General features: G+C 70.6%; 13 protein-coding genes. 8 read left to right on the plus strand and 5 right to left on the minus strand.

Annotation, left to right across the window (positions count from 1 at the left end):
* Positions 1–82: 82 nt before the first annotated feature.
* From secD to ACFWQG_RS03735, 5 genes are read left to right on the plus strand one after another with little or no spacing between them, the layout of a single operon-like run.
* Positions 83–1,786, plus strand: coding sequence for a protein translocase subunit SecD (secD, locus tag ACFWQG_RS03715; RefSeq protein WP_378506232.1), 1,704 nt, complete (start codon positions 83–85; stop codon positions 1,784–1,786).
* Positions 1,787–1,788: 2 nt separating this feature from the next.
* Positions 1,789–2,967 carry a protein translocase subunit SecF gene (gene secF / locus ACFWQG_RS03720; RefSeq protein WP_378506233.1) on the plus strand — a complete coding sequence of 393 codons (1,179 nt, stop codon included), beginning with the start codon at positions 1,789–1,791 and terminating at the stop codon, positions 2,965–2,967.
* Positions 2,968–2,973: 6 nt separating this feature from the next.
* Positions 2,974–4,668: an ABC transporter substrate-binding protein gene (locus ACFWQG_RS03725; protein ID WP_378506234.1), complete on the plus strand. Its 1,695-nt coding sequence runs from the start codon at positions 2,974–2,976 to the stop codon at positions 4,666–4,668.
* Positions 4,665–5,204: an adenine phosphoribosyltransferase gene (locus ACFWQG_RS03730; protein ID WP_378506235.1), complete on the plus strand. Its 540-nt coding sequence runs from the start codon at positions 4,665–4,667 to the stop codon at positions 5,202–5,204. The genes ACFWQG_RS03725 and ACFWQG_RS03730 overlap by 4 nt, the downstream gene beginning before the upstream one ends.
* A 52-nt stretch (positions 5,205–5,256) precedes the next feature.
* Positions 5,257–7,578 (plus strand): RelA/SpoT family protein, encoded by a 2,322-nt coding sequence (locus ACFWQG_RS03735; protein WP_378506236.1) that lies wholly within the window; start codon positions 5,257–5,259, stop codon positions 7,576–7,578.
* A 35-nt stretch (positions 7,579–7,613) separates the two neighbouring features.
* Here the strand turns inward: ACFWQG_RS03735 and ACFWQG_RS03740 are convergent, their stop codons facing one another.
* Both ACFWQG_RS03740 and ACFWQG_RS03745 read right to left on the minus strand, forming a co-directional pair.
* Positions 7,614–8,420, minus strand: a complete 807-nt coding sequence (locus ACFWQG_RS03740; protein WP_378506237.1) for a peptidylprolyl isomerase — start codon at positions 8,418–8,420, stop codon at positions 7,614–7,616.
* On the minus strand, positions 8,417–9,292 hold the full coding sequence (locus ACFWQG_RS03745) for a peptidylprolyl isomerase (protein ID WP_378506238.1): 876 nt from the start codon (positions 9,290–9,292) through the stop codon (positions 8,417–8,419). The genes ACFWQG_RS03740 and ACFWQG_RS03745 overlap by 4 nt, the downstream gene beginning before the upstream one ends.
* A 160-nt stretch (positions 9,293–9,452) precedes the next feature.
* Between ACFWQG_RS03745 and ACFWQG_RS03750 the strand changes: the two genes are divergently transcribed.
* From ACFWQG_RS03750 to ACFWQG_RS03760, 3 genes are read left to right on the plus strand one after another with little or no spacing between them, the layout of a single operon-like run.
* Positions 9,453–10,127 (plus strand): MBL fold metallo-hydrolase, encoded by a 675-nt coding sequence (locus ACFWQG_RS03750; protein WP_378506239.1) that lies wholly within the window; start codon positions 9,453–9,455, stop codon positions 10,125–10,127.
* A 21-nt stretch (positions 10,128–10,148) separates the two neighbouring features.
* A complete protein-coding gene (hisS, locus tag ACFWQG_RS03755) occupies positions 10,149–11,429 on the plus strand; it encodes a histidine--tRNA ligase (protein WP_378506240.1) in 1,281 nt (426 codons plus the stop codon).
* Positions 11,416–12,048 carry a hypothetical protein gene (locus tag ACFWQG_RS03760; RefSeq protein ID WP_378506241.1) on the plus strand — a complete coding sequence of 211 codons (633 nt, stop codon included), beginning with the start codon at positions 11,416–11,418 and terminating at the stop codon, positions 12,046–12,048. The genes hisS and ACFWQG_RS03760 overlap by 14 nt, the downstream gene beginning before the upstream one ends.
* A 42-nt stretch (positions 12,049–12,090) precedes the next feature.
* On the opposite strand, the gene ACFWQG_RS03765 is transcribed toward ACFWQG_RS03760, so the two are convergent.
* The 3 genes from ACFWQG_RS03765 to ACFWQG_RS03775 are packed head-to-tail and all read right to left on the minus strand — an operon-like array spanning position 12,091 to position 14,046.
* A complete protein-coding gene (locus ACFWQG_RS03765; protein ID WP_378506242.1) occupies positions 12,091–12,897 on the minus strand; it encodes a CPBP family intramembrane glutamic endopeptidase in 807 nt (268 codons plus the stop codon).
* Positions 12,898–12,943: 46 nt separating this feature from the next.
* The gene (locus ACFWQG_RS03770; RefSeq protein ID WP_378506243.1) at positions 12,944–13,438 is read right to left on the minus strand and encodes a MarR family winged helix-turn-helix transcriptional regulator; all 495 of its coding nucleotides are present in this window, start codon (positions 13,436–13,438) and stop codon (positions 12,944–12,946) included.
* Positions 13,435–14,046, minus strand: a complete 612-nt coding sequence (locus tag ACFWQG_RS03775; RefSeq protein ID WP_378506244.1) for a DJ-1/PfpI family protein — start codon at positions 14,044–14,046, stop codon at positions 13,435–13,437. The genes ACFWQG_RS03770 and ACFWQG_RS03775 overlap by 4 nt, the downstream gene beginning before the upstream one ends.
* Positions 14,047–14,071: the final 25 nt, after the last annotated feature.

Genomic DNA, 14,071 nt, shown 5'->3' on the forward strand with positions numbered 1-14,071 from the left:
CCCGCTGCCGAGTGACCGCACTCGGCAGCGGTCGCGTGCGAGGCGGGCAGTCCGCACCCAGCTACTAGGAGAACTACGGATCGTGGCATCACCCAGCGGAGCCGTCCGGCCTGCGCGTTCGCTCGTGATCTTCGGGCTGATCGTCGCCGTGCTGTATGCGCTCGTCTTCTTCACCGGGGACAAGTCCCCGACCCCGAAGCTCGGCATCGACCTGCAGGGCGGGACCCGGGTCACCCTCACCGCACGCACCCCGGACGGCAGCACGCCGAGCCAGGACAGCCTGCGGCGGGCCCAGGAGATCATCGAGACCCGCGTCAACGGGCTCGGTGTTTCCGGCTCCGAGGTGGTCATCGACGGTGACAACCTGGTGATCACGGTGCCCGGTGACGACAGCGCCCAGGCCCGCACGCTCGGTCAGACGGCCCGCCTGTACATCCGCCCGGTGCTCGGTTCGCAGGTGTCGGCGAACACCCAGGCGCAGTCCGGTCAGGCCCCCGCGGCGGAGTCCCCGGCCCCGGCGCCCGCTCCGGCCACCGATGACCCGGCCACCGATGTCCCGGCCCCGCAGAACCGCCCGTTCCCCGCGCAGGAGCCCGACGTCCCCGCGACGGACACCCCGGAGCCCGAGGCGCCGGCACCCGCCGCCGAGACCCCGGTCGCGGACGAGGCCGACGAGGCCGCCGCGGAGATCGCGGCAGCGAAGGCGACCCGGCAGAGCACCGACCCGGCCGTGCAGCAGCAGGCGATGGCGTCGCTGGACTGCTCCGCCGCCGACCCGCTGCAGGGCAACGACGACCCGGCGCTGCCGCTGGTCGCCTGCTCCACCGACGGCACCACCGTGTACCTGCTCGGCCCGAGCATCATCGACGGCCAGGAGATCTCGGACGCCACCTCGCAGTTCAACACCCAGCAGGCCCGGCACGAGGTCAGCCTCACCTTCAAGTCCGGTGGCAGCTCCACCTGGGCGCAGTTCACCGCGGCCAACATCGGCAAGCAGGCCGCGTTCACCCTCGACTCGAAGGTCGTCAGCGCACCCGTCGTGCAGGGCGCGACCCCGGCGGGCAGCGCCACCTCGATCACCGGTGATTTCACCGCAACCACCGCGAAGGAACTCGCGAACACCCTCAAGTACGGTTCGCTGCCGCTCTCGTTCCAGGCGTCGGAGGCCGAGACGGTGTCGGCGACCCTCGGACTGGCCTCGCTGCAGGCCGGCCTGATCGCGGGCGCGATCGGTCTGATCCTGGTGCTGCTGTACTGCCTGATCTACTACCGCATGCTCGGCATCCTGACCGCGCTGTCGCTGGTCCTGTCCGGGCTGCTGGTCTACGCGATCATGGTGCTGCTCGGCCGCTACATCGGGTTCACCCTCGACCTCGCGGGCATCGCCGGTCTGATCATCGGCATCGGCATGACGGCCGACTCGTTCGTCGTCTACTTCGAACGCATCAAGGACGAGATCCGGGAGGGTCGCAGCTTCCGGTCCGCGGTGCCGCGCGGCTGGGCACGGGCCCGCAGGACCATCCTGTCCGGCAACGCGGTCAGCTTCATCGCGGCGGCGGTGCTGTACGTGCTCGCCGTCGGTCAGGTGCGCGGCTTCGCGTTCACCCTCGGCCTGACGACCATCCTCGACGTCATCGTGGTGTTCCTGGTGACCCATCCGCTGGTGCACCTGGCGTCGAAGTCGGCGTTCTGGTCGAAGCCGAGCGTCAACGGCCTCGGTGCCGTCAGCCAGGTGGCACGCGAACGTAAGACGGCGGTCGCCGCCTCGCAGGCGAAGGAGTCCTGAACATGAGCAACAACACGGACATCTCCGACGGCGCCGTCGACGAGGCGACCCTGCCCCGGCACGGTCTGCTGTCCCGGCTCTACACCGGCACCGGCGCGTTCGAGGTGGTCGGCAAGCGCCGGGTCTACTACGCACTGGTCGCCGCCGTGGTGGCCATCTCGCTGCTGAGCATGATCTTCCGCGGATTCTCGCTCGGCATCGACTTCGAGGGCGGGTCCCGCATCCAGTTCCCGGCGGCGACGGGGGCGACGACCGAACAGGTCGAGGCGGTGTACTCGGAGGCGCTCGGCCAGGATCCGGTGTCGGTGCAGACCGTCGGCGCCGGGGACAGCGCCACCATTCAGATCCGGTCGGACGCGCTCGACGCGCGGCAGACCGTTGAACTGCAGAACGCCCTGTTCGACGCCTTCCAGCCGGAGGACAAGAACGGCGAACCGAGCAAGAACGCGATCAGCGTCGCCGACGTCAGCGAGACCTGGGGCAGCCAGATCACCAAGAAGGCGCTGATCGCGCTGCTGGTGTTCCTGGTGATCGTCAGCATCTACATCGCGATCCGATTCGAGCGGGACATGGCGATCGCGGCGATCATCGCGCTGTTCTTCGACATGGTGGTCACCGCGGGCGTGTACTCGCTGATCGGTCTTGAGGTGACCCCGGCGACCGTCATCGGCCTGCTCACCATCCTCGGCTTCTCCCTGTACGACACCGTCGTCGTCTTCGACAAGGTGGAGGAGAACACCCGGGGCGTTCTGCACACCACCCGCCGCACCTACGGGGAGCAGGCGAACCTCGCCGTCAACCAGACGCTGATGCGCTCGATCAACACCACCGTGATCAGTGTGCTGCCGGTGATCGGTCTGCTGGTCGTCGCGGTCTGGCTGCTCGGCGTCGGCACGCTCAAGGACCTCGCGGTCGTGCAGCTGGTCGGCATCGTGGTCGGCGCCTTCTCGTCGATCTTCTTCGCGACGCCGCTGCTGGTGTCGATCAAGGAGCGGTGGGGGCCGGTTGCCGCGCACACCAGGAAGGTGCACGCGCGCCGGGCGGAACGATCCGGCGGGTCGGCCCCGGTTTCGGGGGCGGCACTGGCAGGCTCGACCGGGGTGCTGCCGACGCCGCGGCCCACCGGCGCTGCCCCGAGGCCGGGTGCACGGCCGACCGGGAAGCGCGACAAGAAGAGGTAGAGCGACATGCGCAGCAGTGCCGTCCGGAACCGGATCGCGGTGGCCGCCGCCTGCGCGCTGGTCGGGGCCAGCGCCGCGTGTTCGACGCAGGAGGACCAGGTCCCCTCGATCGGGTATGCCGTCGACAACGTCGTCAGCACGTACAACGCGAACACCGTCGCCGGCGCCGCCGACGGTGCGCGGCAGGCGTTCGTGCGGGTGCTGACCGGCTTCAGCTACCTCGGCCCGGAGGGCACCGCCCTGTCCGACGGTGACGTCGGCTCGATGCTGACCGCGCCCGGCGACACCCTGACCGTCGCCTACCGGATCAATCCGGACGCCGTCTACTCCGACGGTGTCCCGGTGACCTGCGACGACATGGTGTTGGCCTGGGCTGCGGGCAGTGGACGGTACCCGCAGTTCCACGCGGCAAGCCGGGCAGGCTACGCGGACATCGACCGGGTCGACTGCGCGCCGGGCGGCAAGGACGCGACGGTCGTGTTCAAGCCGGGCCGCGCGTTCGCCGACTGGCGCGGGCTGTTCGGGGCGACCGCACTGATGCCCGCGCACGTGGCGGGACGGGTCGCGAACGTGCCCGACGTCGTCGGCGCACTCAACGGCGGCGACACCGAAGCGATCGGCAGGCTCGCCGAATTCTGGAACACCGGCTGGGCCCTCACCCCGGGACCGGCGGACCCGGCGCTGTTCCCGTCGTCGGGGCCGTACCGGTTGGACTCGGTCGGCCCGGACGGCGAGGTGGTCCTCGTCGCCAACGACAAGTGGTGGGGGAACAAGCCGGGCACCGACCGGATCGTGGTGTGGCCGAAGAACTCCGACCTTCCCGCGCGGCTGTCCGCCGGTGAACTCGACGTGATCGACGTCGGCGCGGGCTCGATCGACGGGCTGGCCCCGGGGGACGGCTTCACCACGACCACCGCGCCGTCGCGCAGCAGCGAGCAGTTCGTGCTCGCGACCGGCGGGGTGTTCGGGTCGGCGGACGCGCGGCGCGCGTTCGCGTCGTGCGTGCCGCGGCAGAGCCTGTTCGACGAGTACGGCCACCCCGGCTTCGACATCGCGTCCGGGCTGGGATCGGGTGTGCTGAACTCGCGGATCGCGCAGCCGGACATGCTGATCTATCCGACCGCGGCGGGCGTGGTCGGAGACCGCTACCTGCAGCCCGACGTCGACGCCGCGCGGTCCGCCCTCGCGGCGTCGGGTCAGGGGCCGATCACCGTCCGGGTCGGCTATCTCGCCCCGGATGCGCGCCGCGCGCAGATCGTCGCCGACGTCGCCGCGGCGTGCGCGCCTGCCGGGATCACCGTCGAGGACGCGGGATCGCCGGACTACACGCCGGGCGCGCTCGGCGCGGGACAGGTCGACGCCGTGCTCGGCGGGACCGGGTCCGCGCAGGGCGCGGCGGGACTGGACTCGGTGGTGCCGCCCGCGTATTCGCTCGCGGCGGGGAACGGCACCAACATCGGCGACTTCCGCAACGGCCGGGTCACCGAGATCGCCGACCAGTTGGCGGTCGACACCGCCGAGGGCAGCCGGCTGAACCTCACCACGGAGGCCGAGAACATTCTGTGGACCGAGATGCCGTCGCTCCCGCTGTTCGCGGCGCCGCGCGCCACCTCGATCGCCGCGGGGATGCACGCGGCGGTACCGAACGCGACCGTCGCCGGGGCCGGGTGGAACATGGACCGGTGGATACTTCTCCGGTGAGCACCGACCGAACCGACCTGGCGTCCGCCGACGTCGCCCGCCTGATCCGCTGGGTGGATGACTTCCCCGAGCCAGGGGTGCGGTTCGCGGACCTGACCCCGGTGTTCGCCGACGCCGCCGCGTTCCGGGACGTGGTCGATGCGATGGCCGCGCTCGCGGACGGCGTCGACCTGGTCGCCGGCATCGACGCCCGCGGCTTCCTGCTCGGCGCAGGCGTCGCCCGGGCACTCGACGCCGGGGTGCTCGCGGTCCGGAAGGCGGGCAAGCTGCCGCCGCCGGTGCTGTCGCAGTCCTACGGGCTCGAGTACGGCACCGCGACGCTGGAGATCCCGGCGGACGGCATCGACCTGCGCGGGCGCCGGGTGCTGGTGATCGACGACGTCCTCGCGACCGGCGGCACCCTCGGTGCCGCGGCGGAGCTTCTCGAGGCGGCGGGTGCCGTCGTCGTCGCGATCGCGGTGGTCCTCGAGATCGAGGGGCTTCGCGGACGCGGTCGCCTGCCGGACCGCCCGCTGACCTCGTTGCTGCGGGTCTGAGGGCTAAAGTTGGTGCGGGTGAGCAGTTCGAATCGGTAGGGAGGTGACGGATGTGACGCAGAACCTCGACAGGTCCGGGTCCGGGGGTACGACGCCGAACGACGCGTCCGCGCAGGCGGTTCCGACCTCGGCGTCGCGTCGCGTCCGGGCCCGGCTGGCCCGCCGGATCACGGCACAGCGCAACACCACGATCAGGCCGGTGCTCGAACCGCTCGTCGCGATCCACCGCGAGCTGTACCCGAAGGCGAACCTCGCCACGCTGCAGCGCGCCTACGACGTCGCCGAGGAACGGCACGCGCACCAGAAGCGCAAGTCCGGCGACCCGTACATCACCCACCCGCTCGCCGTCGCGACGATCCTCGCCGAACTCGGCATGGACACCACCACCTTGATCGCGGCGCTGCTGCACGACACCGTCGAGGACACCGGCTACTCGCTCGAGCAGCTCACCGGCGACTTCGGGGAGGAGGTCGCGCACCTCGTCGACGGGGTCACCAAGCTGGACAAGGTGGTGCTCGGTCACGCCGCCGAGGCGGAGACCATCCGCAAGATGATCATCGCGATGGCCCGCGATCCGCGGGTGCTGGTGATCAAGGTCGCCGACCGCCTGCACAACATGCGCACGATGCGGTTCCTGCCGCCGGAGAAGCAGGCCCGCAAGGCTCGCGAAACACTGGAAGTGATTGCGCCGCTTGCGCATCGGCTGGGTATGGCGACCGTCAAGTGGGAGCTGGAGGACCTGTCCTTCGCGATCCTGCACCCGAAGAAGTACGAGGAGATCGTGCGGCTGGTCGCGGACCGCGCGCCGTCCCGGGACACCTATCTGGCGAAGGTGCGGGCCGAGATCAACGCGACCCTGTCCGCGTCCCGGATCAGCGCGACCGTCGAGGGCAGGCCCAAGCACTACTGGTCGATCTACCAGAAGATGATCGTCAAGGGCCGCGACTTCGACGACATCCACGACCTGGTCGGCGTCCGGATCCTGTGCGACGAGATCCGGGACTGCTACGCGGCGGTCGGTGTCGTGCACTCGCTGTGGCAGCCGATGGCGGGCCGGTTCAAGGACTACATCGCCCAGCCCAGGTACGGGGTGTACCAGTCGCTACACACCACCGTCATCGGCCCGGAGGGCAAGCCCCTTGAGGTGCAGATCCGCACCCGCGAGATGCACCGGACCGCGGAGTTCGGCATCGCCGCGCACTGGCGGTACAAGGAGACGCGCGGCAAGCACGGCTCCGACACCGCCGAGGTCGACGACATGGCGTGGATGCGTCAGCTGCTGGACTGGCAGCGGGAGGCCGCCGACCCGGGCGAGTTCCTCGAATCGCTGCGCTACGACCTCGCGGTCAAGGAGATCTTCGTCTTCACCCCGAAGGGCGAGGTGATCACGCTGCCCGCCGGGTCGACCCCGGTCGACTTCGCGTACGCGGTGCACACCGAGGTCGGGCACCGGTGCATTGGCGCCCGCGTCAACGGCCGCCTCGTCGCGCTCGAACGGACCCTGGAGAACGGTGAGGTCGTCGAGGTGTTCACCTCGAAGGCCACGAACGCCGGACCGAGCCGGGATTGGCAGACGTTCGTGGTGTCACCGCGGGCGAAGGCGAAGATCCGGCAGTGGTTCGCGAAGGAACGCAGGGAGGAGGCCCTCGAGGCGGGCAAGGAGGCCATCGCCAAGGAGGTCCGGCGGGGCGGGCTGCCGCTGCAGCGGCTGCTCAGCGCCGAGTCGATGACCGCGATCGCGCATGAACTGCGGTACGCCGACGTGTCCGCGCTGTACACGGCGGTCGGCGAGCACAACGTCTCCGCGCAGCACGTCGTGCAGCGCCTCGTCGCGCAGCTCGGCGGCGTCGGCGCGGTGGAGGAGGAACTCGCCGAACGGTCCACGCCGTCGACGATGCCGATGCGGCCGCGGCGCGGCACCGACTCCGGTGTCCTGGTTCCCGGCGCGGAGGGCACCGTTGCGAAGCTCGCGAAGTGCTGCACCCCGGTGCCCGGCGACGAGATCATGGGGTTCGTCACCCGCGGCGGCGCGGTCAGCGTGCACCGTACCGACTGCACCAACGCGTCGTCGCTGCGCGGGCAGTCGGAGCGGATCATCGAGGTGCAGTGGGCGCCGTCGGCGTCGTCGGTGTTCCTGGTCGCGATCCAGATCGAGGCCCTCGACCGGCACCGGCTGCTCTCGGACGTGACGAAGGCCCTCGCCGACGAGAAGGTGAACATCCTGTCGGCGTCGGTGACCACCTCGGGGGACCGGGTCGCGATCAGCCGGTTCACCTTCGAGATGGGCGACCCGAAGCACCTCGGGCACGTGCTCAACGTGGTCCGCAACGTCGAGGGCGTGTACGACGTTTACCGGATGACCAGCGCGGCCTGAACGCGATCGGCTCGGTTCAGGCCGCGCGGCGTCACTCAGCCGACGGTGGCCGTCTCGATCTGCACCGGGGTGTTCGGCTTGCCGCCGCCCGCGGACATCGACCCGTCGTCGCCGGCCGCGGCGACCTTCTCGACGGTGGCGAGGCCCTCGTCGGAGATGGTGCCGAAGACGGTGTACTGCGGCGGCAGCACCGAGTCCGCGTACACCAGGAAGAACTGGCTGCCGTTGCTGCCCGGCTGCCCGGAGTTCGCCATCGCCACCGTGCCGCGGGGGTACCGCATCGGCTGCTGCCCGGCCGGGTCGTCCGCGCCGTACACGGTGGTCGGGTACTCGTTGTCGAAGCCGTAGCCGGGTCCGCCGGTGCCCTGCCCGGTCGGGTCGCCGCACTGCAGCACCTGCAGCCCGGGGCTGGTGACCAGCCGGTGGCACGGGGTGTCGTCGAAGTAGCCCTGCTCGGCGAGCGACACGAACGAGTTGACCGTGCACGGGGCCTCCGCGCGGTCCAGGGTCAACCCGATCGGGCCCTGCGAGGTGGTCAGGGTGACCGCGGCCGTCCCCACGGTCGAGACGTCCGTCGTCGCGGGCGGCTGCACCGGCTTCGCGGCCTGCCGCGACGTCGACGGGTACTCGCAGGACACCGTCGACGCTGCCGCCGCCGGGACCGCGGGCAGCGCCGGGTACACCGACATGTCCACCTCCGGCTGCGCCGTCCGGGCCGCGGCCGACGTCGTCGACGCGGCGGCGTCGGTTCCGGTGTCGTCGGACGAGCAGGCGACGGCGGTCAGCGCGAGGCCGACGCCGGCCGTCGCGGCGAGGGTGCGGATCAACGGGGTACGCATCATGCGGCCACCGTAGCCGTCTGGATCTGCACGGGGGTGTTGGGCTTGCCGCCGCCCGCGGACATCGAGCCGTCGTCACCGGCGGCGGCGATCTTCTCGACGGTGGCGAGGCCCTCGTCGGAGATGGTGCCGAAGACGGTGTACATCGGCGGCAGCGGGGAGTCGTCGTACACCAGGAAGAACTGGCTGCCGTTGCTGCCGGGCTGGCCGGTGTTGGCCATCGCGATCGTGCCGCGCGGGTAGGTCACCGGCTGGTCGATCGTCGGATCCTCCGGGCTGTACTGGTCGGTGGGGAACTCGTTGACGAAGCCGTAGCCCGGCCCGCCGGTGCCCTGCCCGGTCGGGTCGCCGCACTGCAGGATCTTCAGGCCGACGGTGGACAGCCGGTGGCAGGGGGTGTCGTTGAAGTAGCCCTGCTCCGCCAGCGAGACCATGCTGTTGACCGTGCACGGCGCCTTCGCCCGATCCAGGTTCAGGCCGATCGGCCCCTGGTCGGTGGCCAGGTCCACGGTGACGGTGCCCTCGGCGGAGACCGCCGTCGCGTTCGGCACGGTCGCCTGCTTCGCCGGGGTCTGCCCGTCGGGAATGTAGGTGCAGTCGACGGTGGCGGGCAGCGCCTCCGCGCGGGCGGTGGGCAGCGCGCCCGGCGTTGGCTGCTCGGTGGGTTCCTGACCGGCGTCGGCGGCGGTGTCGACGGAGTCGTCGGAGCGGGTCAGCCCGAACACCACCGCACCCGCCGCGACCACGACGACGGCGCCGAGGACGGACACCGCGATCGTCATCCGCTTGCGTTTGCGTTCCCGCTCCGCCCGTCGCTCGAGCTGTCGCTCCAGCTTGCGTTTCGCTGCCTGGCGACGCTGCTCATTGCTTGGCACTGCTGGCTACCTCCGGATCTGGACCCACACGTGCGGCGCCGGTTTCGGCGCCGAATTTGTCGGTGACCGAGTCTGCCACCCGAACCTGTGAAACGGCGCCGCTGTCGTAACACATAGGCTGTGCGGCGGACCTGTCCCATCACCTCGAGGAGCGATTGCCGTGCTCGTCACCGGATTCCCGGCCGGCGCCTTCCAGACGAACTGCTACATCCTCGCGCAGGACGGCGCGAGCGAGTGCCTCGTCGTCGACCCCGGACAGAACGCGGCGGAACCGCTGATCGAGTTCCTCGGCGAGCAGTCCCTGACCCCCGCAGCGGTGCTGCTCACGCACGGGCACCTCGACCACACCTGGTCGGTGCAGCCGGTGTGCGAGAAGTTCGGGATTCCCGCCTACATCCATCCCGAGGACCGCTACATGCTGTCCGACCCGCTGCGCGGCACCGGTGCAGCGCTGTCCGCGATGATCGGGGACGCCGAGTTCCGGGAGCCGTCCGAGGTGATCGACCTCGCGGACGGCGACGTCCTCGACCTCGCGGGCATCACGATCACCGTCGACCACACCCCCGGCCACACCCAGGGCTCGGTGGTGCTCCGCACGACGGTCGGCACCGAGCACGGCGTTGTCCCGCTGGCCTTGACCGGCGACACCCTGTTCGCCGGGTCGATCGGCCGCTCCGACCTGCCCGGCGGCAACCATGAGCAGCTGCTCGCGTCGATCGCCGCCAAGCTGCTGATCCTCGACGACGCGACCGCGGTGCTCCCCGGCCACGGCGGCGCGACATCGATCGGGCAGGAGCGGGCGTCGAACCCGTTTCTGGTTGGACTGTCCGGGTAGCGGTAGGGAAAAGTAGGCATCGTGAGCAAGTCCAGTAACAGCGCGTTCTCTGCCCCCAAGGGCGTCCCCGACTACGTGCCGCCGGTGTCGGCGGAATTCGTCGCCGTCCGCGACGGGCTGACCCGGCCCGCCCGGCTCGCCGGGTACGGCCACATCGAGCTGCCGATCTTCGAGGACACCGGCCTGTTCGCGCGCGGTGTCGGCGAATCCACCGACGTGGTCAGCAAGGAGATGTACACCTTCGCAGACCGCGGTGACCGGTCGGTGACGTTGCGGCCGGAGGGCACCGCGGGCGTGATGCGCGCCGTCATCGAGCACGGACTCGATCGCGGGCAGCTGCCGGTGAAGCTGAGCTACGCGGGCCCCTTCTTTCGGTACGAGCGCCCGCAGGCGGGCCGCTACCGGCAGCTGCAGCAGGTGGGGGTCGAGGCGATCGGTGTCGACGACCCGGCCCTCGACGCCGAGGTGATCGCGATCGCCGACGCCGGCTTCCGCGGGCTCGGGCTCGACGGGTTTCGGCTCGAGATCACCTCGCTCGGCGACGACACCTGCCGCCCGCAGTATCGGGAGCTGCTGCAGGAGTTCCTGTTCGGGCTCGACCTCGACGAGGACACCCGGCGGCGCGCGGAGATCAACCCGCTGCGGGTCCTCGACGACAAGCGCCCGCACATCAAGGAGCTGACCGCCGACGCACCACTGATGCTCGACCACCTGTCGCAGGAGGCGAAGGCGCACTTCGACGAGGTGCTGGCGCACCTGGACGCGCTGGGCGTGCCGTACACGATCAACCCGCGGATGGTGCGCGGACTCGACTACTACACGAAGACGACGTTCGAGTTCGTGCACGACGGCCTCGGCGCGCAGTCCGGGATCGGTGGCGGCGGACGCTACGACGGCCTGATGGCGCAGCTCGGCGGACAATCGTTGTCCGGCATCGGGTTCGGACTCGGTGTCGACCGCACGATCCTCGCGTTGCAGGCGGAGGGCAAGACGGCGGCGACGCCCGCCCGCTGCGAGGTGTTCGGCGTGCCCCTCGGCGCCGAGGCGAAGGGCACGCTGGTGGTCATCGCCGCGCAGCTGAGGTCCGCGGGCATCCGCGTCGACCTCGCCTACGGTGGGCGCGGCGTCAAGGGCGCGATGAAGGCCGCGGACCGTTCCGGCGCGAAGCTTGCCCTCGTCCTTGGCGAGCGGGACATCGAGGATGGGGTGATCGGCGTCAAGGACCTGGCGACCGGGGACCAGCGTCAGGTGTCGCTCGATGCCGTTGTCGCCGAGGTGGGTTCGGTCCTTGCCGGCAGCTGACGGCGGGTCGGTCGACCTGGACCTGGTGCCAGCGCGCCTGATCACGCCGCGGCTGCGCCGGCTGGCGGTGTTCGCGTTCCTGCTGGGGGTGGTGGTCGGTGCGATCGTCGGTGTGTTCACCTCGGTCGCCGTCGGCGCCCTCGTCGGGTCGCTGCTCGGTGTTCCGACCGCGCTGTCCGCGTTGGCCGCGACCCGGCGCCGAACATCGATGACCGACACGGTGATTCATGCCCACTCCGGTCTCCGCGCGGTGTCCGTCGACGTCGCGCGGGCGGTGAGCGCGGAACTGCTGGTGCGCAGCGGCCGGGTGTCACAGGTCGCGCTGCGGGTAGGGGACGGCGACCGCCGGGTCACCGTCCCGCTGGCGCTGTACACCGCCGACGGCGGCCGCGAGCTCGAGGTGCTGCCGCTGCGCGCGCTGGCCGACGGGCTGGTGTCGGGGGAGCTGGCGCCCGCGGTCGCGATGTCCACGGTGCTGATCGCGCAGCTGCGGGCCGAGGCCCGCGGGGCTGGCCTGGAGGAGCGGCCGCTGTACCGGGCCGTGCAGCTCGCCAGGGAAGCGAACCGCGTCCCGCAGACGATCCTCACCGACGAGGAGGTCGTGCGGCTCACCGACTGATCGGTGTGCCGCACGAGCTCTCGTCGGTGGGCGGCGGCAGGGTCAGAGCGCGATCAGCGCCGTGCTGAAGAACAGTGACTGCGTGAACAGAACCCAGTCGTTGATGATGTGGGCACCGATCGACACCGTCAAGTTCTTGGTGCGAATGTAGGCCAGCGTCAACACCAGTCGGGCGCCGCCGATGACGATGAGCGCTTGGGCGAAATTCCAGTCGTAGGTCGGCAGGTGCGCGGCTCCAAACCACACCGCGCTGATCAGCCACGCGAGCACGATGGCCGTCGTGCGCGGCAGCTTCCCCTTCGTGACGAGGAAGTACAGCAGCGCGAGGAACGGGATGATCGTGAACAGTTCCTCGCCGACCAGCTGGATGCCGGTGCCCGCGTAGAACGCAACGTAGTCGAGGGCGCCCCAGCCGTCGGAGCCGTCGACGGCGGGATTCTCGGCGGTCCCGAACAGGGCCTTGACGATCAGGGCGAGGATCGAGGTGACGACCAGGTTGAGGACGGCGAACCCGATCATCGTGCGCACGTCGGCGCCGTTCACCTTCCGGAACAGCGCCTTCCACTGGTCGCGAGCCAGGTACGCCAGTGTGCCCAGCGGGATCGCGACGAACAGGATCCGCGGTAGCAGGGCGACGAGGGGAGTCGACTGGGGGAGGGTGACCAGGGCAGCGAACCCGACGGCGACCGAGATCCACAGCAGGATCCACTGCTGCACGGTGAAGCCGACCGGGACGCCGGTGTAGTAGGGGAAGTCCTTGCCGTCGCGGCGCTCCACAAGTTTGCCGAACCGGTCGCTCGGGGCGGCGTGGCGGACGGGTGCGGGGCGAGCACTCGATGGGTCGCTCACGGATGTGCCTCTCGTCCAAGGGATGTGTCGGCTACATCATCACGGCTCACGCCTCATAATCGGGTGACCGTCCCGCCGTGTCCGCCACCGCGTCGGGCGCGGCGAGCCGGTCGAGCACCGCGGACAGCCGGTGCATTGCCTGGAGTGTGCTAGCCAGCTCGTCCGGGTCGAGCTCCCGCGTCAGCCGCCGCGCGAATGCGCGGTGTGCCGGGTCGATCCGGCGCACCGCCCGGCGGCCCTCCTCGGTGGCCGCCACCAGTTTGGCGCGGCGATGGGCCGGGTTTGGCCGGTACTCGGCGAGACCGCGGTCCACGAGCAGGTTCGCGATCCGCTGCACCGCCTGGCGGGTGATGCCCATGTCGCGGGCGATGTCGGCCACCGGCTGGGGCCGCGGCAGTACCGCGCCGAGGACCTGCCACCAGGCGGCGGTGAGGCCGACCGGTCGCGTCAGGTCCTCGGCGACGGCAAGGAACTGCCCGTTGAGGCGGAACGACGCCAGCGCGAGGCCACTGAGGAGCTGTTGGTGGGGGAGCTCAGTCACCGGTTGGCCAGCGCGTAGAAGCCTGCCGGGTCGCGCAGGCCGTATAGGGCGAACCAGGCGTCGAGCACGTCGGGCTCGTACAGGTCGAGGCGGCGGAAGATCTCCCGCGCGAAGTGGACCGGTGCGGTGCCCGACGCGGTGATCAGGTCGCGGTCGGTGACCGCGGGTTCGTCCCGGTAGCGGGATCCGCCCGCGTAGCCGACGCCGTCGAGGAATTCGGCCGCGTTGCTGGTGTGGGCGTGCTCGTCGAGGAGTCCGGCGAGGGCGAGGCCGCCCGTTGCGCCGCAGATCGCCGCGACGGGGACGCCCGCCCGCAGGAACTCGCCCGCCTTCTCCGCGAACGGCGTGAACGTGTCGGTGTTCCAGATGTTGTTGCCCGCGAGGATCAGCATCGCGCTGCCGCGCGGGTCGAGGTCGTCGAGGGTGGTGTCGGGCAGCATCCGCAGGCCGCCGGTGGAGGTCACCGGTGCGGTGGTCGCGCCGACGGTGGCGACGGCGTACCGGCCGGGGGTCTTCTGCCATTCCGGATTGTTGATGTGGTCGATGGCGTAGCCGATCTCCCAGTCGACGAACGTGTCGTAGAGGGCGACGTGCACGGTGTCAGTCATGACAACAGACTGTCAATATGACAAG

The organism is Rhodococcus sp. NPDC058532, assembly GCF_042719255.1.
In the GTDB taxonomy this organism is placed as follows: domain Bacteria; phylum Actinomycetota; class Actinomycetes; order Mycobacteriales; family Mycobacteriaceae; genus Rhodococcus_G.

Excerpts from the sequence above, each read along its gene's own strand:
- secF (WP_378506233.1), top strand. The coding sequence starts at position 1,789 with ATGAGCAACAACACGGACATCTCCGACGGCGCCGTCGACGAGGCGACC.
- ACFWQG_RS03725 (WP_378506234.1), top strand. The coding sequence starts at position 2,974 with ATGCGCAGCAGTGCCGTCCGGAACCGGATCGCGGTGGCCGCCGCCTGC.
- ACFWQG_RS03740 (WP_378506237.1), bottom strand. The coding sequence starts at position 8,420 with ATGATGCGTACCCCGTTGATCCGCACCCTCGCCGCGACGGCCGGCGTC.
- ACFWQG_RS03775 (WP_378506244.1), bottom strand. The coding sequence starts at position 14,046 with ATGACTGACACCGTGCACGTCGCCCTCTACGACACGTTCGTCGACTGG.